Origin of the sequence: Psychrobacter sp. NC44 (assembly GCF_904846655.1) — a bacterium.
Lineage (GTDB): Bacteria > Pseudomonadota > Gammaproteobacteria > Pseudomonadales > Moraxellaceae > Psychrobacter.
The window spans coordinates 34,436-58,023 of the sequence record NZ_CAJHBN010000001.1 but is presented as its reverse complement, the minus strand read 5'-3'; the positions used below and the strand labels follow the sequence as shown (position 1 = coordinate 58,023).

Genomic DNA, 23,588 nt, shown 5'->3' with positions numbered 1-23,588 from the left:
CTATTTATCTCTCATAATTGATTGACACTCTATATACCGTATAGAGTTAATCGCTTTATTAGCGACTATATTAATTACTCAGGTAATGTCACAAATTTGGCCGAATTACGGTATCATAGGCACACTTTTTTAAATTTTTATTTGCTTAATACGTTTTAGCATTGATAGTTTGATATTAATAGTATCGCGTCTAATAGCTCAAAACCGCTTAAGACGTTTGATAACCAACCCGTTTATATAAAAATATAGGTGATAAAAGTGCGTGAGATTCTAGTAACCAGTGCGCTGCCCTACGCCAATGGCCATATCCATTTGGGGCATCTTGTAGAATATATTCAGACCGACATTTGGGCACGTGCCATGAAAGCGCAAGGCCATCAGGTCACTTATGTCTGCGCAGACGATGCACACGGTACGGCAATCATGCTCAAAGCAGAAGCCAATGGCGTCACACCGGAGGAACAAATTGCCGCGGTGAAAGCGTCGCATGAAGCAGATTTTGCCAAATTTTTGATTAACTTTGACAATTATCACTCCACGCACTCAGAAGAAAACAAGCATTTTTCTGAGCTGATTTATCGTCGCTTGAATGATGCTGGGCATATCAGTACAAAAGATGTCGAACAATTATTTGACCCTGAAAAACAGCTATTTTTAGCCGATCGTTTTGTCAAGGGTACTTGCCCTGAATGCGCAGCGGCAGACCAATACGGCGATAACTGTGAAGTTTGCGGTACGACCTATGATGCAACGGATCTTAAAGACCCGCATTCAACGTTATCAGATGCCACGCCTATTCTAAAAACCTCCAAGCACTACTTCTTTAATTTGCCTGAATTTGAGCAATTCTTAAAAGATTGGACGCGTAGTGACAATCGCTTGCAAACATCGGTCGCCAATAAACTACAAGAATGGTTTGAAGCAGGTCTGGCAACGTGGGACATTTCCCGTGATGCGCCCTACTTTGGTTTTCAGATTCCAAATACCCCAAGCGATGAGCCAGACAAATATTTTTATGTATGGCTAGATGCGCCAGTCGGTTACATGGCGAGTTTCAAAAACCTATGCGATAAGCGCGCAGGTACAGACGAGGCGCTTGATTTCGACCGTTATTGGATGCAAGAAAACGAGCATAAAACCGAGGTGTATCACTTCATCGGTAAAGACATCGTTTATTTCCATGCGCTATTTTGGCCTGCTATGCTTGCTGGTAGTGAGTTCCGTACACCAACGGGTGTTTTTGCTCATGGCTTCTTGATGGTCAATGGCGAAAAAATGAGTAAGTCACGCGGTACTTTTATTAAAGCCGAAACGTATGCTGATCACTTACATCCTGAATACCTGCGTTATTATTTTGCTAGTAAATTGTCTGATAAAGTCGAAGATATCAACCTTGATTTAGAAGATTTCATGCAAAAGGTTAACTCTGACTTGGTTGGTAAAGTGGTCAATATCGCTAGCCGCAGTGCTGGATTCTTGGTCAAAAAGTACGACGGCATGCTCACAGAAGTCTGCGCTGAGCCAAGTTTATTAGAAGATATTACCAAAACGGGCGATGAGATTGCTGCCGCTTACGAGAACCGTGAGTTTTCGCGTGCCATGCGTTTGATTATGCAATGTGCTGATAAAGCCAATGAATATATCGATGAGAAAAAACCATGGGCACTTGCTAAGGTTGAAGGCGCAGAGCAAGAAGTTCAAGATGTTTGCTCGGTCGCGATTAATATCTTCCGTCAATTGATGGTCTACCTTGCGCCAGTATTGCCTGAGCTAACCGCCAATGCCAAAGCGTTTTTGAACATTGACGACTTAAGCTTTGCCAGCCGTAATGAGTGGCTACTGGGGCACAAGATCAATAAGTTCAAGCCTTTGATGCAGCGTATAGAAGAAAAAGACGTTGCCGCGATGGTTGAGGCCTCAAAAGAATCTTTGGCTCAAGCTGCTGCTCCTGTGGCTAGCAAAGCCGTTGCTAAAAAAGATAATAAGCCAGCAAAAGAAGCTGCTACTGATATAGATGCTGAGACAAATACTGAGCAAACTGACTATATCGGCATCGAAGACTTTGCCAAAGTTGAGATGAAAGTCGCTCACGTTCTAGCCTGCAATCATGTCGAAGGCGCAGATAAGCTTTTACAATTTACCTTGGACGTTGGCGAAGACAAACCGCGCAATGTGTTTAGCGGCATCCGTAAGTTCTATGAGCCTGAGCAATTGCTAGATAAAAAGGTCATTTGCGTGACCAATCTTGCCCCGCGTAAGATGAAGTTTGGTGTCTCAGAAGGTATGGTGCTATCAACTGGCAATCCAAAAACTCAGCTGACAGTGGTTACTTTACCTGACAACTGCGTGATTGGCGATGTGCTTGCTTAATAGTTAGGCTTACTCAACAAACAAAAAAGATGTCCAGCTGGGCATCTTTTTTATTGTCCCAAAACTATCGCTGGTCAATCGCCAAAATCAGTGCTTATATAGAAGATAATATCGATGAATATTGATTCAGTACGTTCTTTACAGAGGTAATGACAAACGCGTTTTAATTTCTTATTGCCATAAGTTACATTACTGTCATAATATGGACGTAATGATCAATGGATTGATTACTTTGATGTTAGCCCGTTATCTCAGCATGCACATAACATTGACTCGGGTAACCTGCACTCTCTAACCTATGAGCCCCAATAAAATGACCTTTGCTACTACTTTACGCTTCAGCCTATTCGGTGCTGCTATGAGCGCCGCGCTTGGATTAATTGGCTGCTCAAACACGACCGACACTGCTGCAACGACAGATACAAGTGCCGCCGCAGATTCTGACAAGCCTGCCAAGACATTAGCCATCACTCAAATCGTCGAACATCCTTCGTTAGATGCGATGCGTCGCGGCATTATTGATGAGTTGGCAGATAATGGCTATGTTGAAGGCCAAAATCTAACCATTAATTTTCAAAGTGCTCAAGGCAATACAGCGACAGCAGGTCAGATTGCGAAGCAGTTTGCAGGAGACAATCCAGATGCCATCGTGGCAATCTCGACGCCATCAGCTCAGTCTATCGTTGCGTCAACTAAGACGATTCCGGTTATTTATACGGCTATTTCAGACCCTGTCGCGGCAAAGCTCATTAATGAGAACAATACGCCTATCCAATCTAATGTGACAGGACTGTCTAGTGAGCTACCTATCGAGCCGCAACTGGACAATATTCAAAAAATTGCGCCTAATGCAAAAACCATTGGCTATGTTTATAGTCCAGGTGAGGTCAATTCGGTGGTGGTACTCAATCAACTAAAAAAAGCTGCGCCTGCGCGTGGGCTTAAGATATTAGACGTAACCGCCAATCGCCCAACGGATGTGGCGATGGCGACTCGTAGCCTTGCTGGTCGTGTTGATGTGATTTATACCTCACTAGATAATAATGTGGTATCCGCCTTTGAAGCGATGGCAGGTGCTGCCAATGAGCTTGATATTCCTGTCATTGCCTCAGACGAGTTCAGTGTGCGACGTGGTGCAACTGCGGCACTTGGTGTCAATGATTATGACTTTGGTCGTACCACAGGCAAAATGGTGTATCGTGTTTTAAATGGCGAAGCAGTTAGTAGCGTTAAGCCTGAAGTGATGAATACTTTAACCTTATATGCAAGCCCGAAACATGCGGCTGAGCAAGGCTTCAGCCTGACTGATGAGCTGCTAAAAAATGCCATTAATATCGACAAACAAGCGCAGAGTGCGGATAAATAATACGGATAAATAATACGGATAAATAATACGGATAAATAGTTTTGACAAGTAGCACTGAAAAATAACATTTAGCCTTCTATATAGATGGCTCGCTTTACCCTTTATCCATCTATACCTTTTATCTATAAATTAAATAATGTACGGACACATTATTATTTTCAGGAGTGAGACCCATGTTGTATCAAAATCGTTTTGGTCATTTTAACTTTAGTAAAGCACTATTATTAGGTGGCGTTTGTACTGCCATCTTGACTGGCTGTAATCAATCAGCACAAGATACCAGCACCACTGATACAGCTGCGACTGGCGATGCAGCCACGGCTATGAAGACTGTCGCAATCACAGCTATCGTCGAACATCCAGCGCTTGATGACGTCCGTAAGGGCGTTATCGACGAGCTTAATGAAGCAGGCTTTAAGGATGGTGAAAATTTAAAGGTTAATTTCCAAAGCGCACAGGGTAACACTGCCACTGCTGGACAGATTGCTAAGCAATTCGTCGCAGACAATTCAGACGTTATCGTTGCGATTGGTACTCCATCAGCGCAGTCAGTAGCTGCTGCTACTAGCAGTATCCCTTTAGTATTCTCAGCAGTCACTGACCCAGTTGCCGCCAAACTAGTGACCAAACTAGATGGCTCTGGCACCAATGTCACTGGCGGCTCTGATGCCCTGCCTTATGAGCCACAAATTGAATTGATGCGTCAAATCATCCCGAGCCTGAAGAATGTCGGCTATGTTTATAGCCCAGGCGAAGTCAACTCAACGATTATCTTGAAAAACTTAAAAGAAAAACTGACACCACTAGGTATCAATGTACTCGAAGCGCCTGCCCAGCGTAGTACTGATATTGCGATGGCAGCACGTAGCCTCGAAGGTAAGGTCGATATGATCTATACCTCAACCGATAATAACGTCGTATCGGCTTACGAATCACTATATCAAGTCGCTAAAGAGAGCAAAATCCCACTGATTGCGTCTGACACTAGCTCAGTTGAGCGTGGTGCCGTTGCTGCATTGGGCGTGAATTACTACGAGCTTGGTCGCGAAACAGGCAAAATCGTGGTACGTATTTTAAATGGTGAAAAAGCAGGCGCTATTCCTGTCTACACCCCGCAAATGTTGGATCTATACGTTAGTCCAAAGCATGCCAAAGAAGAAGGCATTACTTTGTCACAAGCGGTTATCGATAAAGCAAAAGAAGTGGTAGAATAACGCACTTTTATAGCTAGCTCATTACAGCTATCATAAGGTAGATATCGAGTTTGATGGATTTGGTGTCAGCCGTCATCTACCTTTATGCGATGAGGCTAAATGTTTAACATCAGAAACCCAGCTATGAATCAGTAGGCTGGGCTTCTTATTTAAACCACATTGATTAAATATAAAGTATTTGCGTCATTTCTAAATTTGCCCTTTTTTTAATCAAAGCTTTGAACCTAGGTAGCTTATGATAGCTGTTGATCGTGACATGTTTTGGTTTACCCTAACCGCAGATTGTTTAATCTGTTAAATTCACCGCTTAGTCGTTTAGCTAAAATTGACGTATAGATGAGACAGCGCTGATCTATATCACGCACTCATTCTATGAATCGATATTAGAACGTTAGTTGCTAAACGCTTGGTTATGACTTACTGATCTCTTATGTCTTTAATTGCTTTTTTTGGTGCACTTGAAAGCGGTCTGATTTATGGCCTAGTAGCACTTGGTGTGCTGATCTCATTTCGCACCCTCGACTTCCCCGACTTGACCGCTGACGGTAGTTTTCCACTAGGTGGCGCTGTCGCTGGTATTTCTATCATCGCTGGTGTCAACCCATGGCTTGCCTGTGCTTTTGGTATGTTGGCAGGTTCAGTCGCTGGTATTGTTACGGCATGGCTACACGTCAAACTTGGCATCCTGCAACTACTTGCCAGTATCTTGGTGATGGTCGCACTATATTCTATCAATTTACGGATTATGGGTGCGCCGAACTTGCCATTATTGGGTGAAACCACGGTCTTTAGCACCTTGGTCACTGATGGCAACGGTTATTGGATGCGCTGTCTAATTATTGGTGTCGTGGTGATAGCTGCCATGTTATTTTTAAACTGGTTCTATAGTACCGAAACGGGTCTTTCGATGCGGGCGACGGGTTCCAACCTCCGCATGGCACAGGCGCAAGGCATCAATACCTCATGGATGACCATCATTGGTATGGCGATTTCTAATGGTTTGATTGCTCTAGCAGGTGCATTGTTTGTGCAGACTCAAGGTGGCGCAGATATCTCGATCGGTATTGGTACCATTGTCATCGGTTTGGCAGCGGTCATCATCGGTGAAACCATCATTCCTGCCAAGCGAATTTGGCTGATTACCTTTGCCGTGGTCGTCGGTGCGGTGCTGTACAAGCTATTTATTCAGGTGGCGCTATCGAGCGATACGCTCCGTAGTATTGGTTTTGGTCCGCAAGATTTAAACTTGATTACAGCGCTACTCGTCGTATTTGCCTTGGTATTGCCAAAAGCTAAAAATAAATTTTTAAGTCGTAAAGTTCGGGCTTAATGTCAATGTGCAACCATAAGGAATAATTATTATGATGCAAGCTACAGATTTGCGGTTGACCTTTAATCCTGGAACGCCCATTGAAAACCCTGCCCTACGCGGTATCAATCTCAACATCGCTGATGGTGAATTTGTCACTGTCATCGGTACCAATGGCGCGGGTAAATCAACCTTTTTAAATGCGGTCAGTGGTACCACGCGCGTCGATAGCGGTTCAATCTTATTAAATGGTATCGATGTCACCAAAAAGACCGCGCACCAACGCGCCCATTGGGTGGCTCGTGTCTTCCAAGACCCGATGGCGGGGACTTGTGAAGCATTAACCATCGAAGAAAACATGGCGCTGGCTTATAAGCGCGGCGGCAAACGTGGTTTGAGCTTTGCACTCAACCAAAATAACCGTGATTTATTTCGCGAAAAATTATCAGTATTAAAATTGGGGCTAGAAAATCGTCTGACCGACCGTATGGGTCTGTTATCCGGTGGTCAACGTCAAGCTGTTAGCCTATTGATGGCTTCATTGCAACCTTCCAAAATTTTATTGCTTGATGAGCATACTGCTGCCCTCGACCCTAAGACTGCTGCTTTCGTTTTAGAATTGACCGATAAAATTGTAACGGACAATCAGCTTACAACGATGATGGTTACCCACTCGATGCAGCAGGCATTGGCGCATGGCACCAGAACAGTGATGTTACATCAAGGACAAGTGGTATTAGATGTGGCTGGCGATAAACGTCAAGGCATGACTGTACATGACTTACTTGATATGTTTGAGCAAACTCGCGGCGAAAAAGTCGAAGATGATAGCTTGATATTGAGTTAAATAACTTAGCAAAATTCTTCAACTCTTGAAAAAATAGAACGTCTGTTTAATATCAGGCGTTTTTTTATGACTGCTTTAATTGATACGACTGTCTTAATTTTTAAGCATCAAGCAATACTAACTTTTGAATCAACTCACTGACATGTTGTGACTGCATTTTTTTCATCACTTGTGAGCGATGCACCTCTACCGTGCGGACCGATATATCTAAATGGTTGGCGATATTTTTATTCAGATTGCCTTGCAGTAACTCATTGGCGACCTGCTTTTCTTTATCGGTCAGCTGCGCATAAAGATTTTTAATATCATAAAGCGTGGCGCGTTTTAGAGTGAGGTCTTGCGCACGCGCAAGCGCTTCTTGTAGCCGGCGGCTATTAATCGGTTTTTCCAGATAGTCAGCCGCACCTTGCTTCAGCATATTGACAGCATCAGCAATCTCGCCATTTCCCGTTAGCGCTATCAATGCCATAGGGCTGTCCTGTTGACTAAGGTGCACTTGTAGCGCTTGACCACTCATCTCTGGCATCATCAAATCACTCACAATCACTGCTGGACGATAGATATTGACTTGCTGTAAAAATATCAGAGCACTTGCCCACACTTGGGTCGATAGCCCTAAGCTGCTAATCAAAAAATCACAGGACATGCGCACACTTTCTTCGTCGTCAATGATATGAATGATAAGCGATTCTGGCGTAATGCCTGATAAATCGTCAGACAGATGACTGCTTTCATCTTGCCAGCACGTAGGCTCATTTGAGAGTTGATTAGACGTCATATGTGACCTTATGGCTAAATACATTATTGATATTCATTAGAGTTTTTCGTCATTATTCGCTAAAGATAATGACAGATAAAAAGATATTTGTGCGCCCACCGTGTTTGACAGCTGATAGTTAGCATTGGTTTGTAGCAGTTGGATTTTACCGTTTAAGCTACGTTTAAAGCGGTGCTGCTCGCTGCTCATTACTTGGTAAACTTGCTCAATTTCATGCTCGACATCAATATTGTTTAGCTGCATCATACCGCCCAGCGACTTGCATAAGCGCTGACATATCATCAGTCCTAATCCTAGACCGTCTGTTTTCGTAGACTGGGTAGCATATTGACTGGGTAGGCTCTCTGGTAGGTGCTGCCTATTCAGCTGAGTTTGATCAAAGCCGCCAGCGTCATCGCTTAGATGCAATACCAACCATTGCTTATTATTATACCTCTCTGCCTGACAGCGTAGCATGATATTGGTCGCCCCTTGCTGTGCAGCATTGGTCATGCTATTTATCAGTAACTGATCTAATAATAAATTTGGCAAGGTTAAATGCTGATAATCACTTGCCAGCCAAAAATTGACACCTACTGCTTGCTCACCCAATAATAAGATGCACTGTTGATAGATAGCTGCGATATCGACACGAGTTTCATTCGCTTGCGACCGTCCAGCCCAGCGGCGGATATTAGTCACCACAGCAGCGACGCGTTCTGTTTCATTGACAATCTGCTGTAGAGCATTCTCTGTTGCCGCATTGTCAAGTGGCGTTATGTCGATAGCATTTTTAGACAACCTTGCATGTTGACTGCGTATCAATAATCCTTGCGCATAATTTTGAATGGTTGCCAGCGGCTGATTGATTTCATGAGCGATAGCACCGCTCATCTCACCGATGACCGCAAAGCGCTCTGATTGGTGTAACTGCTGATCATAATCACGGATTAGTCTATTTTGCCGCACTATCTTTTTTTGCCGCCGCCATGCCAGCCAGCTCATCCAAGCATAATTTACTGTCGATATCAGGACAACCAAAATAATCACAGCCATCCATAATCGATGCGCCTTTATCCAGTCGATCATATGCGCGCTCAGCTGCTTTTGGGCGGGATGGCGATTCATCTCATAAAGGATGCGCTCAGCATCGCTACTTGATTCTGCTGGTAACCAGCGCTGCTCTAATTGACGCTTGCCAAATAGATGTTGATTGATCTGGCGCACCAAAGCATCTGGCGCTTGCTCGGTCGCTGCCAGTGTCCAATTTGGATATATTTTCGTTGAAGAGTGGCAGCTGGATACAGTGGCGACTGGATGAATGAGACGGTATTGCTTGTCATTGATTTGACCGCGCCTTGCCATATCCTCCATCAAACAAAGCGGCGTAATGGCAGCGTCTACTTTGCCACTAGCCAAGGCATGCAAAGTGCGCTCTATCGGATAACCGACAAACTGTGTTTGATAGTGATTTGGCGTAATACCATTTTTCTGTAATAAATGTGCGCCCAATAAATAACCGCCAAATGCGTCAGTGTCGACGGCAGCAATATGACGTTGCTCCAAATCCTGCAAACGATAAATATCACTGTCGGCAGCGACCCATAAAGCACTGGCGACCTCTTCCATCGCACTCGGCTGTTTTAATGGCGTATATTCATTTAGCTTATTAAATTCATTGGCGAGGGTGACTGTCGTCGATAGCTGATTTTGCGATTGTTGCCCATTAATACCCTCAGCATCAAATCCTTGATTGCTAAAAATTTTATCACGAGAACTTTTATCACGAGCGTTTTGCGCATTGCTATTTAATTGAGCCGTCTCTGTTTGTAAGGTAGCCAGCCAGCGCCATCTGATAGTATTCATTTTTATAAACTGCACTTGCGGGCCAAGCACTAGCGCAAACTGCTGTGCTTCTATTTGCTGTTGCCAATTTTCCAGCGCCAAAGGTACCAATATCACGGTGTCATCTGATAACTGATCATTAAGCTCGTCAAGCCACGGCTGCCAGCGATTTTGTGCGGCTGTCTCGCCTTGCGGTGCCAGCACACCCAAATAGTAAGTCTGGGCGGTGGCATTAGATAGCGGCAACCAAGCAGCCCATGCTACCACGGTAATAAAACAAGCCTTTAAGATAGTCCAAATTTTAGACTTTTTATGCATACACCTAGCCTTATATTTGACCTACCAAACGTACATTATAATTAAAAACCTTAATCATAATGTGGTTTTCCACAATATCACAATATTACCCGCTACCCTATACTAGATGACAGTCGTGTAACTTTTAATTCGCTGAGCTTAAGTCACAAATATTCGATTTCAATTTTGATTTCAATAAGAATGATTAATACACCTCATGAAATATGGGTGATGAATTATAAGCTTGGTAAAAATATCTTATGGAGGGCGGGCTTATGAAAAAATGGCCACTGATTATAATAATAGCAGCCATCATCGGGCTGGTGGTTGCCTTTATTATTGGGAAATTACTGCCAAATATGCGCACCAGCAGTAACGATATCGAGGTCAATATCACTGATCCTGCTCTCATCAAGCAGGGCGAATATATCGCTCGCACTGCTGACTGTATTGCGTGTCATACCACGCTCGATGGCGAGACTTATGCAGGCGGTCTGCCTATGCTAACGCCACTTGGGGCAATTTACTCGACCAATATCACACCCGATCAAGAAACTGGCATCGGCAACTACAGTTTCGCCGACTTTAAAAATGCCGTTAAGCATGGGGTACGCAGTGATAATAAAGCCTTATATCCTGCTATGCCGTATCCCTCTTACCAGCTCATGCCAGAAGAAGACTTAGCCGCGATGTACGCCTTCTTTATGTCCGATGTCACAGCCGTCAAGCAAGCCAATCTAAAAAGCGAGCTACCTCCGATAGCAAACTGGCGCTGGCCCTTGGCATACTGGCAGGTCTTATTTGATCGCAAGCGTGACTTTGTCCCTGAGACAGACGACGCACTATTGACTCGTGGTCAATACTTAGTCGAAGGTCCTGGGCACTGCGGCTCTTGTCATACTGGGCGCGGTATTGGCTTTCAAGAAATCGCTCTAAGTAATGCAGATTCTAACAAGTATTTGAGCGGTGCCATCATCGATGGTTGGCGCGCCAAAAGTATCCGCGGTGAGCATCGCGGACTTGGCACTTGGACGGTTGCAGAATTAAATGACTTCTTCAAAACTGGTCGTACTGATACCACTGCTGCCTTTGGTGCCATGGCCGAAGTGGTTGAGCATAGCACCCAGTATATGACCGACTACGACATCAACGCCATGTCATCTTATCTAAAAACATTAACGCCAGCACCAAACAAAGAAGCCACACTGCCTGCGAAAAAAGACATCACTACGCAAAAATTACTAGATGGTGACTATGATTCGCGCGGTTCGATTTTGTACGCCGAATATTGCCAAATTTGTCACCGTGTCGATGGTAAAGGAGTCGCGCGTATTTTCCCAGCGCTTGATGGCAATAGTGCGGTTTATTCTAACAATGCCGATTCGGTCTTACAGATTACCTTGAGCGGTGGTCGTATGCCTGAAACTCCACATGACCGTATGGCATTTACTATGCCTGAATTCAGCAATCTTAGCGATGCAGATGTGGCAGAAGTGGTCAATTATGTCCGCAATAGCTGGACCAACCAAGCGCCTGAAATCGATGTCAATGACGTGGTAAAAATGCGGGCTTTCCTCGCCAAAAAACCAAAAACCAGTACGGATATTGCTCCAGACTTAAGTATTGACGCGCAAACAAAAGGAGCAAAATAATGAAAAAATCTCCACTCAACTTGCCTACTATTGCTCGCGTTATCTCTCAAAAAATGACCATAGGCAACTTAACCACCGCTATCCTTACTGCTTCAGCGCTTAGTATCGCCGCTATCAGTAGTGGTTGCTCGCAGCCCGAGCCTATCGAGCAGAATGCACCTGAGTACGGCTTAGTCACCACTGATGATGCCAACGAAGATATCGGCACTTATGTGCTGCCGCAAGATACGGCTATCTTGGATGAACCAAATGCTGATGAGATATTTTATGGTAAACGCTTATTAAACGAAACTAAGCGCTTACTGCCAGAGCATGTGGGCGCGCAAATGAACTGTAACAGCTGCCATATTTCACAAGGTAAAATTCCACTGGGTGATCCGTACATCAATAGTTATAACTTCTATCCGCGCGTGATGCCACGATCTGGTAAGGAAGTTGATTTAACCAAACGTATTAATGGCTGCTTCCAGCGCTCAATGAATGGCAAACCGTTGAAACCTGAATCCCCTGAAATGCTGGCAATGTTGGCTTATATGAAGTGGCTATCGCAAAACACCCCAAAAGAGCAAAAAGTCGATATCCAAAATACGGGTAAAGTGGATGAATCATTAACCCCAGACCCTGTCCGCGGCGAACAAATTTATAAAGCTCAATGTGCAACTTGTCATGGTGATAATGGCGAAGGCATCAAAGACAGTCGCGGCGATATCGTGTTCCCGCCACTGTGGGGCGATGAATCCTTTAATATCGGTGCTGGTATGGCACGTACTTACAAGGCGGCAGCCTTTGTAAAATACAACATGCCCATGGGTATTCAGACCAAAGGCTTATGGGGTCACGGAAATGTGCTGAGCGATCAAGATGCCGTCGATGTGGCGCACTTCTTTACTCATCAGCCGCGCCCTGACTTTGCTGGTAAGGTCAATGATTGGCCAAATGGTAAAAAACCTAAAGACGCGCGTTACTGATATCTTAAGAAGACGGTATTTATAAAGACTTTACTTAAGAGGACTTCACTTAGCAGACATCATTCTATGCTCGCTTGTGAGTGAGCATTGACACGATAAACCTTTAAGAAAATGCATTTTTCTTAAAGGTTTTTTTGTTATCTATCAAACCCGCGAAAGAGGACGCCATCCGACATTAGGGTGGCGGTGAATTTCGCATCATTTTCAATGTTTAAATTACATAATATGCGCCTGAATCCAGTATAATAATTAATTATTGTAATACTTATAACTCACCACGAGCATTTATGAAAATCAACAAAGCGTATAAATTTAGGCTTGAGCCTAATACGGAGCAAGAGGTTATTTTAAATAATCTTGTCGGCTCTGCACGTTTTGTTTGGAATCAAATGCTGGCAATCTCATTTGAGATGTTTGCTAAAGATGAGTTTATTAATGCCACCAATCTGGTTAATAAAATTATAGATTTAAAAAGTAATCCTGATTTTAACTTCCTAAAAAGCAGCTCAAACGCTGTGTCTTTACAACAAAAAGTACGCGATCTGGCATCGGCTTGGTCGCGGTTCTTTGATCCTAAAGTACATGCCAGATTAAAAGACAATAAAAAGAAACCTCGCAAACCCAAGTTCTTTAAACTGGCTGACGGCACAGAAATCCAGCTACGCTCGTTGATGCCAAGATTTAAGCGCAAATCCGATGGCTGCGACTCAATTCGCTTGGTTCAGTTTGATAAATATTGCCGTGTTGAAGGTAATCGAGTAAAACTGCCTAATGGCATTGGCCTGGTGAAGTTTAGGAAGTCGCAAGACATCATTGGTACAATTAAAAATGTCACCATCAGCAAGAAATCAGGGCACTGGTACGTGTCTTTTGGTACGGAGCGAGAACTGGATGAGAACCCTCGTCACCCTGCCACAAGCGCCATTGGCTTGGACATGGGTATCAGCAAACTACTCACCACTTCAAACGGTCAGTACATCAAACCGAAAAACAGTTTTAAAACCAATCAACTCAAACTTGCCAAATTGCAACGAGGGTTAGCAAAGAAAGTAAAATTCAGTGAAAACTGGAAAAAGCAAAACCGCAAGATTCAAAAGCTACACAGCCACATTGCTAATATTCGCCATGACTACTTGCATAAAGTCACCACCCGCATCAGCAAAAACCACGCCATGATTGCTTGTGAGGATTTAAAGGTCGCTAATATGTCGAAATCAGCCAGCGGGTCGGTGGAGAACAAAGGTCGTCATGTTAAAGCCAAGTCGGGATTAAACAAATCAATCCTAGATCAAGGCTGGGGCATGATGGTTAATATGCTTGAGTACAAACAGCAATGGCGCGGTGGGTTACTGATCAAGGTAAACCCACACTACACCAGTCAAACCTGTTCTCAATGTCAGCATATTGCTAAAGAGAATAGACAAACTCAGTCTAAATTTGAGTGCGTCAAATGTAGGTATGTTGCGAACGCTGATTTTAATGCGGCTCGTAATATATTAGCGGCAGGACATGCCGTTTTGTCTGCGGAGGGAGGATGCAGTAAGGGTCGCCCGTTGAAACAGAAAACAAGCGACCTTCGTGAGAAAGTCGCCTAAGAGCATCTGCTTTTAGAATCCCCCACTTGAGCTTGGCGAAAGTGGTGGGAGTATGTCAAAGTTAATGCTTCTACAAACTTCTCGCTCGTCACTATATAGTTGCTGTATATCAAAGTTCGCTACCGCCATTTACTATGAGGTCTGTCATGCGCAAAATTCCTGTCTACTCCCACCCTGCTGCCGGTTGGCCTGCGCTGATTTCCTCTACTCGTAAGCTGATGGATTATCAGACTTTTTTACGGGGTAGCGTAAGTGTGCTAAAAAGCAACCAACCTAAAGGCGGATTCGACTGTCCGGGCTGCGCTTGGCCTGACCACAAATCACATAAAGCCATCGACGTCTGTGAAAATGGTATCAAAGTCATTGCTAGTGAGACCATGACAAAAAAAGCCGATGCGCAGTTTTTTGCGCGACATAGCGTCACTGAATTACAAGGCTGGTCGGGCTATGAGCTTGAGCATAGTGGTCGTTTATCAGAGCCTGTATATTATGATGCCGCGCAAGACCGCTACTTACCAATCTCTTGGGAAGCTGCTTATCAATGTATCGCTGAGCAGTTAGGACAGCTTGATTCGCCAGATGAGGCGCTATTTTATACCTCAGGCCGTGTGACCAACGAGCCCGCCTTTATGTATCAGCTGTTTGTGCGCTGTTTTGGCACCAATAATTTACCAGATTGCTCCAATATGTGTCACGAACCAACGTCGGTAATGCTCGGTAGACAGTTGGGTATTGGCAAAGCGACCGTGAAATTGGAAGACTTTGAGCAAGCCAAACTGATATTGATGTTTGGACAAAATCCTGCGACCAATCATCCACGCATGCTTGAAATGCTTGCTCATGCTCACGAGCAAGGCTGTCGAATCCTCTCAATCAACCCTATGCGCGAACAAGGCTTACGTAAATTTAGAAATCCGCAAAAGCCCACGCATATGGCAGCTGGTCAAAGTGATGAGATGGTCGATGAGGTCATTCAAATTCAGATCGGCGGCGATGCAGCACTCTTGACCGGTATCGCTAAGTGGCTGACTAAAAACAATAAAATCGATCAAAGCTTTATCGATGAGCATACGTCAGGATATGAGGCACTCGACGCATGGCTCCGCCAACAATCATGGCCGGATGTGGAACGTGGGTCTGGTATCAGTAAAGAGGAAATCATTAATATAGCAAAACTGGTAGCGGCGAGTCCTGCGACCATTTGCACGTGGGGTATGGGCATCACTCAGCACGTCCAAGGCGATGATAATGTAGCGATGATTACCAACCTATTATTATTGATGGGGATGATTGGTATTGATGGCGCAGGCGCGTCTCCCGTTCGTGGTCACTCTAACGTACAGGGCGACCGTACCATGGGCATCCATGAGCGCCCTGCACAAAAGCTACTAGACAGCCTTGAGCGTGTGTTTGAACGTCCGATGCCGCAAGAAAATGGCTTTGATGTGGTCTCTGGTGCGAAAGCATTGATTACCGGTAAGCTAAAAGTATTTATGAGTATGGGCGGTAATTATGCCGTGGCAGCACCTGATACTAGTGCGATTCAACAAGCTTTAACCACCACTCAGCTCAATATTTTTGTCGGTACTAAACTTAATGAAACTATGCTGTATCCGGGCGCGAATAATCTTATTCTGCCTTGCTTAGGTCGTACCGAACGTATTATTACTGCCAAAGGTGAGCAATTTGCCACTATCGAAGATTCCATGTGTCAGATTGTACCCACTCGAGGCAACCTGAAACCTGTCAGCGATACGTTGAAGTCTGAAGCACAAATTGTGGCAGATATCGCCACTCATGTGCTTGGTGCTGATTCGTCCATTCCTTGGCAAGCAATGAGTGAAGACTTTGACATCGTTCGTGATTATATCGCCCAAGCGATTGACGGTTTTGAAGACTTTAATCAGCGTATTCGCGAAACCGAGCGTGGCTTTCATTTGTACCATTCTGCGCGGCATCGTGTGTGGAATACTGACAGTGGCAAAGCGCAATTTGAAGTACCACAATACCCTATCACCTACGTCGCAGCACAAATGGCAGAGACCTCTTTAGCCTTTCACCATGACAAAAAACCCAATGATAATACTAATAGTGCGCCAAACAATGAACAAAAAATTTGGCAATTGACCAGTGTCCGTAGCCATGACCAATTTAATACCATGATTTTCGGATTTGAAGATCGCTATCGCCAAACCACTCGCCGTGATGTGTTGTTTATGCACCCAGATGAAATGACTCGTTTGGGTTGGCAAGCAGGTGACCGAGTAATGGTATCTCGCCATGCCAGCTCAAATGGTTCAAATAACACAGACGGTACCGCTCAGCCACGCACGCTAGGGCCGTTAGTATTGACTGAGATGGATATCGCCGCTAACGCTGTCGCAACTTATTATCCTGAATGTAATGATTTATTTGATTTAGACACGCATGCACCAGACTCTCACATACCAGCGTATAAATCGACGACCGTTGTTTTGCAACGCGTTGAGGCAAATGCTGTTACGACCGATCATGCATAGTCAGCAACGGGCGAATCATTGAATGATGCATATATTTAAAGGAGATGATAATTTTGGTAATGACCATACGATATAACGAGGTATTATGATTGCCCAAAGTGATACTGAAACTGACGCAAAATATAGCGATAATTTTTCGGTAAACACCCTAACAGATAAGACGTCAGAAACTATAGAGTCATCTGCAACGCCGCTTGCACGTAATCATTGGGCGCAAAAGCATCATTATCCGACAGATAAGTATAACTCTAACAACATTATTGAGACCCGTGTTGCTAAGACTAATATTGCACAGACCCATATGCAGCAAATCAGTATCGACTGCCAATCAGCGAGCTTAGCAGTGGAAGCTGCGGTTGCTATCGTTATCAATGGTATTCACTATGCGGTACTGATGGCAAGCCCTCACCAGCTAGAGTATTTAGCCGTCGGCTTTTTGTCTAGCGAAGGCTTAATTCAGCATAGTCATGAGCTGCTTGATTGGGAAGTTACCCAACTGAATGATATTGCAGATTATCAAAATCTCACGCAAGATTCATTTATAAAGGAACGATTTATAAGAGATGCTACGGATGAAATTTTTGAATCTGCAGCATTTGAACAAAGCTTATCGTCACTGCAAGATTATGACATTTATGTGGTGGAGCTAGTACTAAACCAGCGTTGCCATCAGCGTATCCAAGCGCAAAAACGTCAGCTAGCAGGGCGTACAGGTTGTGGTATATGCGGCATCACAGGGCTAACACAAGCACTGCCTGACTTGAGTATCTATCGTCAAAACAGACAAAAGGCAGATACACCAAGTCTTGACTGTCTATTAGCAATACGCCAGCAAGTCGATGCGATGCAGCATACTCACCAATTGACTGGTGCCGTACACGCCGCTGCGACGATGTATAATCAGCAGCTATACCTATTCGAAGATGTAGGACGCCATAATGCGCTTGATAAGCTGATCGGTTGGCAACTGCGCAATAAAATAGAGATTAGCTGCGTCCTTATGACCTCGCGCCTATCGATTGAACTGATACAAAAATCGATTCGTGGGCGCATCCCTTGGCTAGTCGGTATGTCTGCACCTACCAGTACCGCAGTGCGTGTCGCTGAGCGTTATGGCTTAGGATTAGCGGGTTTTTTGCGTGATAACAGAGTCACTTACTATTCAAATTATTCAGACCTATAAAGTTTTATGCTCGACTCTCTCATTAAGCGCACTTATTCATAAACTCTCATTTGCAGCGCTTTAATGACAGACATATAACGCTGATTTTTCGATAATAAACGGTCTCCTTTTTAGCTCAAACAAGACCTTTTTAAAACACTATCTATTCCCTATCTCGTTTTATCAAACACACAACGAAATAATAAAGATATTATTTCGTTGTGTGTTTGATAATTATGATGTTTTTTGACGAACCATTCCTAATTTTAAGCTTGATAATAGCTTAATTTGACCTCTTAATACTTTGAATAGCCATTAATTTATGGTCAAATAAGGAGAATTGAGTAGATAATTCGCATTTAGCTAAAAAATAACTTGTAATTTAAATTATATTTGCTAATATAGGCGTCCTTGATTGGCTGGGTGGCAGAGTGGTCATGCAGCGGACTGCAACTCCGTTAACGCCGGTTCGATTCCGACCTCAGCCTCCAATTATTTAGGTTAAAATTTTATTCATATTATATTAATTTTAGCTTGCTTTATTAATATAAATGCTTATAATAGCGACCACTATCTAACAAGTAGAAAGCTTACTTTTAGATAATACAAGTTTTGCCCGGGTGGTGAAATTGGTAGACACAAGGGATTTAAAATCCCTCGCTAGTAATAGCGTGCCGGTTCAAGTCCGGCTCCGGGTACCATTATATTAAAAGGCTTCCAAGCAATTGGAAGCCTTTTTCTTATTGTGCATTTTCTCTTATTAAACTAATTTTTTTCCACTATTTAGACAATTTACTAGTAATGAACTGCTAGCTTTACTGTTAAACGTCCTTCTCACGTTTAGGGTAATAAGCTATATCAATTGTATATAATCAATAGTTAGCCACATCCTATTATCCCATTCTGAAAAGGCAAACCTTGTGTCGTAATAAAAAATAGATAGAACGATCCTAACATGATAAAAAAAGCAGCCACTTTCATAGTACTTAACGGCCTATTGGTGACACTAGCCAGCGCAAGCATTAATTTGGAATCCGTGAGCATAAATAAACACAGTGCCTGCATAAAGATAGCCTTTAATAATTGCTCATAGATTAAAGGACCGCGAGTTTGTTCAACAAACAGCAGAATCGATATATCTACGATGATCATAGTGAAAAAGGCATGTTTAACAGAGCTATTTAAATACGCATTTCCATTGTGTCGTTGGTAAACTTTGAGTCGCCTGGCTCTTTTCCTTTTTATATAACTCGTGGTAGGTTGAATAGTCATCGGGTTGGTTGCGTTAAAATACCAAATGGTTTCCCACCTTCCTTTAGTCATGTCTGGCATGATGTCTTCTGCTTGAAAATGTTGCAACTCCTGACTGGCAGGTGACCACCAATATCCTGTCTGCGGACAAGGCTGATTTGCCTCACAACGTGAAGATTCCAGTACTACACTACTGCCACCACCACTATCCGCGATACGCTCAACGAGCATCCAAGTAACAGGAGCTCTACCGACAGCGTGTGTCGTATCAGGGTCATAACCGACATTAGCTTCATTTGCTAACATGCCATCCAATAGCACTTGAGCACTGGCATCTGCTCGATTTGGTACATAAATGCCAGCGACAGGGACGACTTCATCTACCTTAACGCTATATTGTTGGTTGAGACTATAGATAGGCCATGATTCAGGCGCATTGAGCGCTCCTCTTGATTCAATGCTATAATTTTCTATTAAGTCGTATAAACACCAACCAAAATAACTGGTTATTCCCATGTTAAAAGCGCATAAGCTTGCCTCTCTTTCCCATTTTTCATAATCAAGTTGTTGCTGCTCAGGCATCCAATCGATATCATAATCCATACTGATAGCCCGAAAATCACTCTCAACATTACCGCCATATCTTATTGCCGCTAGATCCCCTTTTAACAGCTCTTGATAACCAACATTTAAGCTGTCTAGAGTATCACGCAGGTTTGGCAATACCCGTTCGCCCCAGACGATATCAGGCTGTCTATTGATAGGACGTGTACGGTAATCAAACGGTAAATCATTGACAAACAGCTCAAGCGCCTGCTCAGCAGCGTCTAGCATATTCGCAAAAGCATCGCGCATCTCTTTAAAATAAGCGGGTGAGCTGTAGCGTTCTAATAAGTAAATCTCTTGCGGTCTGATGATGTAGTTGTTCATTTTTAGCGGTTCTCATACTGCTTAATAGAGGTTGGCTGATAAGTTTTTATCTAAGCAATCACCAGCATCACATACAGTATCGAGCTAATAAACCATGTCGCATTCACAGCAATACCTGAATACCATTTCCGCTTAACGGTTTGATTTTGGTTTGCAAAAGCTGCTTGGCGCTCTGCTGTGACAGGCAAGATGTTATATGGGTTGTTTTGACCATCCCACATAAGCCGACGCTGAACTTCCGGATGTAGTGCAGGATTAGCGCTCGACTGGTATATATTACCCTCGGCTAAATCTAAGTAGCTAACCGTACAAGCGCGCAACCAACCCATAAAAGTCACCTCGTGGCGTAGTCCTGTTAAGCCTTTGTTTTTCTTCTCTTGAGCAATATCAGCACAGGCAAAGAGTGAGGTACTGATGTCTGTCGGACAGGCATGAGCATATCGTGGGTCAAGCGGTAACTCGTCAGCGGGACGTTCCATATAGGTACGGATAAACGTCCATTGGTCATAAGGGTTAAGCTGCATGTCTTCAAAGTTAATAGATAAGCTTGGTTCTCCTGTTGATTCATCGATGACATGCAGATTCAGTACTTCATACACCAAACCTTCATTACGCCTTATGGAGGCTGTGATATCTTTATAATTAATCAGATGAAAGATAGGGGCTTGCTTACCGTTATGTTCGTAGTAAGCAATCTGCTGGGTATTTTTTAGTAGTAGAATTTTATGGTATCGAGATTGCTTTCTTTTTAGTTGCTTTAGAGTTAAATATGGTGAAAAGCCAAGCATTGTTAGGAATATTATAAGCATAATAATTGGAAATAAAACTATTAGCTCAAACTCTTCAATAAAAAAATATTTAAGAACTACATATAAAAATAAAAATAAAAACTGTCCAAACAACCATGCACCACAATATGACGCTAAAAGCCATACATTTTGAATAGAGTTAATGATAGGATGAAATAGCAGATAGTCTGGATTCACATCATGAATAAGTGTACTTATTCTATCAATACTGGCTTTTTTTTCTTGGAAATTACCAATCTCTCCTTCATAAGGGCGACTGAGTATTTTACCGACAGGAGGTATAGGAGGAACAGGTAAGATCATAGTTATACAATATGTAGTTAGCAATTTTTGCTAGCTATTATAAGCCACCACTGCCCATACAAATAAGCCAACGTTGATGAGTATGATACATACCCATCTGACATTAACCTCCCAATTTCTACCTTCAAACGCTAGTTTGGCTTCATAAGTTATGGGCTGTATTGGATACGGGTTATCTTGACCGTCCCATGTGAGTAGCTTTTGCACGTCGGGATGCAAGATGGCGCGTTTGGTACATTGGTAATGATTAGCCTGAAATAGATTACCTAAGGCTATTATTGAGCCTATTATAAAGACCATGATTTGACCACCGCCAGAATGATCACTAGGCAGTATGCTGTTTTTACGATAGATAATATCAGCACAAGCAAACAGTGATTTACTAGTGTCAGCTGGGTAAGCTTCGCAGAACTCAGGATTTATCGGTAAGTCATCGGCTTCATTTTCCATATAGGTACGGATAAATGCCCATTGTACACGCGGGTTGACTCTATAATCTTCTAGCTTTAGATGATGGGTGATATCGCCTGTCTCAGGATCAGCGACATACAGATTAAGCGGTGTGTAGGCTCGATTATATGGGTCTTGATGTAAGTCTGGATGCACATCTTTATAGTCGACTATCTTAAGCGCATAAGGCTGTCTAAAATTCCATAATGGACGGTAATAATAAGCTATTTTCTGTTCTTTTTTTAAAAAGTAGTACTGGGTACGAATGAAGCGCTTTCTGATGAGTTGATAGAGAAATAAAATTAGTGGCGTACCAAATACAACAATCCATAAGAAGCTGAATACTATATCAAAAATACTAAATTCACCATCTATAAAGACAACCTCTCCAATATCTTGAAGAAAATAATTACCTAACCAAAATGAAGAAAAATAAACCCAGCCAACAGCAAAATAAAACACCCAGAAGTATGCGGGTAGGAAGGTTAAGTAATCAGGATTAACATCATGAATTTCTTTGTTAAGATGTTCAATCTCTTCAGTGCTCTTTAATAAGCTTTTGTCTATACTGGCGGTATAAGGACGGTCAATAGGATTGTGAAGCTTACTAAGGTGGGTAGCGAAATCATCGCGTAGTTGCATGTTATTATCCCTAATTACTTTTATCTAAGCAATCACATACAGTAATAAAAAGGTAGCCAATGATTTATTAAGACAACCACCCCAAACCAATCACATACCAGAGTTTATCGACCATGCTCGGATAGTCACCATGTGGTCTTGCCGCGCCTATCATGTCTATAATAAATGCACCGATAAACAGCATGATAATAGTAGCAATAATAATACCTACACTGTAAACAATGGTCTTCCAAATAGGCTGGTTATTCTGTTCAAGGTTGCCCTCTGGTAAATGTTTGTTTAAATCATAAGGGTCATTGGGATCAATCTGACATTCCGCTTCAATAGCTTTGCTAAACTGATGGCGGTAGCTGGTCAGCATTGAGATCACACGGCCAACATAACGCAGAGCTAATAAAGGTAGAATAACTATTGTCACTGGGTAAAACCTAAAAGTTCGTTCAGGGTACTCCATGTTTTCGTGAGAGTAATGTACTACGTTCAATATCAAACGCTTAAATGACATCAGCGGGGTTTCACGTTTCTTATGTATGGGATAGATGTAACGTATGGCCTCTTTGACTTCTTTTAGTTGCTGATCGTCACCTTCCATATAACGACGGATAAACTCAAAATAACTGATTAAACTTTTATCAAAGACATTGTTTTGAAAGGCAAGTGCAAACATACCCGTAATGGTTTCGCCGTTTTTATCAAAGGTCACGGCTCTGATGTCTCTATCTTCATTGATATAGGCAATAAAAAAAGTTAAGTCATCCCAGTTATATACTTCTACTTTACGATTGTATTGACGGACATAGACCTTACGGGTTTTACGATTAAAACGGATGGGATAATGCCATGTGGTAAATAGTTCGGTTGAGAGCACATTGATTAATGGAGCGAAGAATAGAATCATAGAAAAAGCGAGAATAAGACCAATACTAAGAAATACGATGTCAAAATCTATTGTGGATTTTACAATCAGATAGAGGATACCATTACTCACAGATAGCCCCACAAACCCTAAACATAATCCCCATCCTACCGCATCACCACGTCGTCTTTCATTGCGCCCTGTAGTCTCAAGATAAGTCGAGTTAAACTGTACCACCGTTTGTTGAGGGTGCAATGGCACATCATAGTTTTTATATTTATCCAAAGGCACTGTCTCATGGATGCCTTTAACGTCTACAAGCTTCTGCCCTACCGCTTGATAACCTGGGGTCAAAAATGGCGGTTTCTTTGTCAGTCGAAACCGCCCTTCCATGTCTACAACGAATCCACTCATTTTTAGTTGTCCTTAATGTCGTGGCAGTTTGA

At 43.0% G+C, this 23,588-nt stretch carries 16 protein-coding genes and 2 tRNA genes; 12 read left to right on the top strand and 6 right to left on the bottom strand.

The window, feature by feature from the left end:
* The first annotated feature begins 258 nt into the window (after positions 1-258).
* From metG to JMX95_RS00190, 5 genes are all read left to right on the top strand, one after another.
* Complete coding sequence (metG, locus tag JMX95_RS00210; RefSeq protein ID WP_201553654.1) at positions 259-2,370, top strand: methionine--tRNA ligase; 2,112 nt, start codon at positions 259-261, stop codon at positions 2,368-2,370.
* Positions 2,371-2,683: 313 nt separating this feature from the next.
* On the top strand, positions 2,684-3,736 hold the full coding sequence (locus tag JMX95_RS00205; protein WP_193009397.1) for an ABC transporter substrate-binding protein: 1,053 nt from the start codon (positions 2,684-2,686) through the stop codon (positions 3,734-3,736).
* Positions 3,737-3,909: 173 nt separating this feature from the next.
* Positions 3,910-4,950 carry an ABC transporter substrate-binding protein gene (locus tag JMX95_RS00200; protein WP_087815043.1) on the top strand — a complete coding sequence of 347 codons (1,041 nt, stop codon included), beginning with the start codon at positions 3,910-3,912 and terminating at the stop codon, positions 4,948-4,950.
* Between the two features lie 430 nt (positions 4,951-5,380).
* Positions 5,381-6,280 (top strand): ABC transporter permease, encoded by a 900-nt coding sequence (locus tag JMX95_RS00195; RefSeq protein ID WP_045446789.1) that lies wholly within the window; start codon positions 5,381-5,383, stop codon positions 6,278-6,280.
* A gap of 31 nt (positions 6,281-6,311) precedes the next feature.
* Positions 6,312-7,106, top strand: a complete 795-nt coding sequence (locus JMX95_RS00190) for an ABC transporter ATP-binding protein (RefSeq protein ID WP_045446787.1) — start codon at positions 6,312-6,314, stop codon at positions 7,104-7,106.
* Positions 7,107-7,206: 100 nt separating this feature from the next.
* On the opposite strand, the gene JMX95_RS00185 is transcribed toward JMX95_RS00190, so the two are convergent.
* Positions 7,207-7,884: a response regulator transcription factor gene (locus JMX95_RS00185; protein ID WP_176393072.1), complete on the bottom strand. Its 678-nt coding sequence runs from the start codon at positions 7,882-7,884 to the stop codon at positions 7,207-7,209.
* Between the two features lie 36 nt (positions 7,885-7,920).
* On the bottom strand, positions 7,921-10,026 hold the full coding sequence (locus JMX95_RS00180) for a PhnD/SsuA/transferrin family substrate-binding protein (RefSeq protein WP_087815045.1): 2,106 nt from the start codon (positions 10,024-10,026) through the stop codon (positions 7,921-7,923).
* 254 nt (positions 10,027-10,280) lie between these two features.
* Between JMX95_RS00180 and JMX95_RS00175 the strand changes: the two genes are divergently transcribed.
* The 7 genes from JMX95_RS00175 to JMX95_RS00145 all read left to right on the top strand — a co-directional run bounded on the left by JMX95_RS00175 (position 10,281) and on the right by JMX95_RS00145 (position 18,602).
* Complete coding sequence (locus JMX95_RS00175) at positions 10,281-11,657, top strand: cytochrome c (protein WP_227675911.1); 1,377 nt, start codon at positions 10,281-10,283, stop codon at positions 11,655-11,657.
* A complete protein-coding gene (locus tag JMX95_RS00170) occupies positions 11,657-12,625 on the top strand; it encodes a c-type cytochrome (RefSeq protein ID WP_226950204.1) in 969 nt (322 codons plus the stop codon). The genes JMX95_RS00175 and JMX95_RS00170 overlap by 1 nt, the downstream gene beginning before the upstream one ends.
* 287 nt (positions 12,626-12,912) lie before the next feature.
* Positions 12,913-14,220 carry an RNA-guided endonuclease InsQ/TnpB family protein gene (locus tag JMX95_RS00165; RefSeq protein WP_087815047.1) on the top strand — a complete coding sequence of 436 codons (1,308 nt, stop codon included), beginning with the start codon at positions 12,913-12,915 and terminating at the stop codon, positions 14,218-14,220.
* Positions 14,221-14,366: 146 nt separating this feature from the next.
* Complete coding sequence (locus tag JMX95_RS00160; protein WP_087815048.1) at positions 14,367-16,739, top strand: FdhF/YdeP family oxidoreductase; 2,373 nt, start codon at positions 14,367-14,369, stop codon at positions 16,737-16,739.
* Positions 16,740-16,824: 85 nt separating this feature from the next.
* Entirely contained in the window at positions 16,825-17,922 is a 1,098-nt protein-coding gene (locus JMX95_RS00155; protein ID WP_087815049.1) for a formate dehydrogenase accessory sulfurtransferase FdhD, read from the top strand.
* A 396-nt stretch (positions 17,923-18,318) separates the two neighbouring features.
* Positions 18,319-18,392 (top strand) — tRNA-Cys (locus tag JMX95_RS00150).
* Positions 18,393-18,515: 123 nt separating this feature from the next.
* A tRNA-Leu gene (locus JMX95_RS00145) sits at positions 18,516-18,602 on the top strand.
* A gap of 178 nt (positions 18,603-18,780) precedes the next feature.
* Here JMX95_RS00145 and JMX95_RS00140 read toward each other — a convergent pair.
* The 4 genes from JMX95_RS00140 to JMX95_RS00125 all read right to left on the bottom strand — a co-directional run bounded on the left by JMX95_RS00140 (position 18,781) and on the right by JMX95_RS00125 (position 23,556).
* The gene (locus JMX95_RS00140) at positions 18,781-20,082 is read right to left on the bottom strand and encodes a hypothetical protein (protein ID WP_201559742.1); all 1,302 of its coding nucleotides are present in this window, start codon (positions 20,080-20,082) and stop codon (positions 18,781-18,783) included.
* 50 nt (positions 20,083-20,132) lie between these two features.
* On the bottom strand, positions 20,133-21,194 hold the full coding sequence (locus tag JMX95_RS00135) for a hypothetical protein (RefSeq protein ID WP_201559740.1): 1,062 nt from the start codon (positions 21,192-21,194) through the stop codon (positions 20,133-20,135).
* Between the two features lie 30 nt (positions 21,195-21,224).
* Positions 21,225-22,286 (bottom strand): hypothetical protein, encoded by a 1,062-nt coding sequence (locus JMX95_RS00130; RefSeq protein ID WP_201553646.1) that lies wholly within the window; start codon positions 22,284-22,286, stop codon positions 21,225-21,227.
* Positions 22,287-22,353: 67 nt separating this feature from the next.
* A complete protein-coding gene (locus tag JMX95_RS00125) occupies positions 22,354-23,556 on the bottom strand; it encodes a DUF6708 domain-containing protein (RefSeq protein WP_201553645.1) in 1,203 nt (400 codons plus the stop codon).
* Positions 23,557-23,588: the final 32 nt, after the last annotated feature.

Bases quoted from the DNA above. Each gene is read 5' to 3' on its own strand.
- JMX95_RS00125 (WP_201553645.1), bottom strand. From the start codon at position 23,556: ATGAGTGGATTCGTTGTAGACATGGAAGGGCGGTTTCGACTGACAAAG.
- JMX95_RS00160 (WP_087815048.1), top strand. From the start codon at position 14,367: ATGCGCAAAATTCCTGTCTACTCCCACCCTGCTGCCGGTTGGCCTGCG.
- JMX95_RS00205 (WP_193009397.1), top strand. From the start codon at position 2,684: ATGACCTTTGCTACTACTTTACGCTTCAGCCTATTCGGTGCTGCTATG.
- JMX95_RS00185 (WP_176393072.1), bottom strand. From the start codon at position 7,884: ATGACGTCTAATCAACTCTCAAATGAGCCTACGTGCTGGCAAGATGAA.
- JMX95_RS00170 (WP_226950204.1), top strand. From the start codon at position 11,657: ATGAAAAAATCTCCACTCAACTTGCCTACTATTGCTCGCGTTATCTCT.
- JMX95_RS00195 (WP_045446789.1), top strand. From the start codon at position 5,381: ATGTCTTTAATTGCTTTTTTTGGTGCACTTGAAAGCGGTCTGATTTAT.
- JMX95_RS00200 (WP_087815043.1), top strand. From the start codon at position 3,910: ATGTTGTATCAAAATCGTTTTGGTCATTTTAACTTTAGTAAAGCACTA.
- JMX95_RS00130 (WP_201553646.1), bottom strand. From the start codon at position 22,286: ATGCAACTACGCGATGATTTCGCTACCCACCTTAGTAAGCTTCACAAT.
- JMX95_RS00140 (WP_201559742.1), bottom strand. From the start codon at position 20,082: ATGAACAACTACATCATCAGACCGCAAGAGATTTACTTATTAGAACGC.
- JMX95_RS00190 (WP_045446787.1), top strand. From the start codon at position 6,312: ATGATGCAAGCTACAGATTTGCGGTTGACCTTTAATCCTGGAACGCCC.
- JMX95_RS00180 (WP_087815045.1), bottom strand. From the start codon at position 10,026: ATGCATAAAAAGTCTAAAATTTGGACTATCTTAAAGGCTTGTTTTATT.
- JMX95_RS00165 (WP_087815047.1), top strand. From the start codon at position 12,913: ATGAAAATCAACAAAGCGTATAAATTTAGGCTTGAGCCTAATACGGAG.
- JMX95_RS00135 (WP_201559740.1), bottom strand. From the start codon at position 21,194: ATGATCTTACCTGTTCCTCCTATACCTCCTGTCGGTAAAATACTCAGT.
- JMX95_RS00155 (WP_087815049.1), top strand. From the start codon at position 16,825: ATGATTGCCCAAAGTGATACTGAAACTGACGCAAAATATAGCGATAAT.
- JMX95_RS00175 (WP_227675911.1), top strand. From the start codon at position 10,281: ATGAAAAAATGGCCACTGATTATAATAATAGCAGCCATCATCGGGCTG.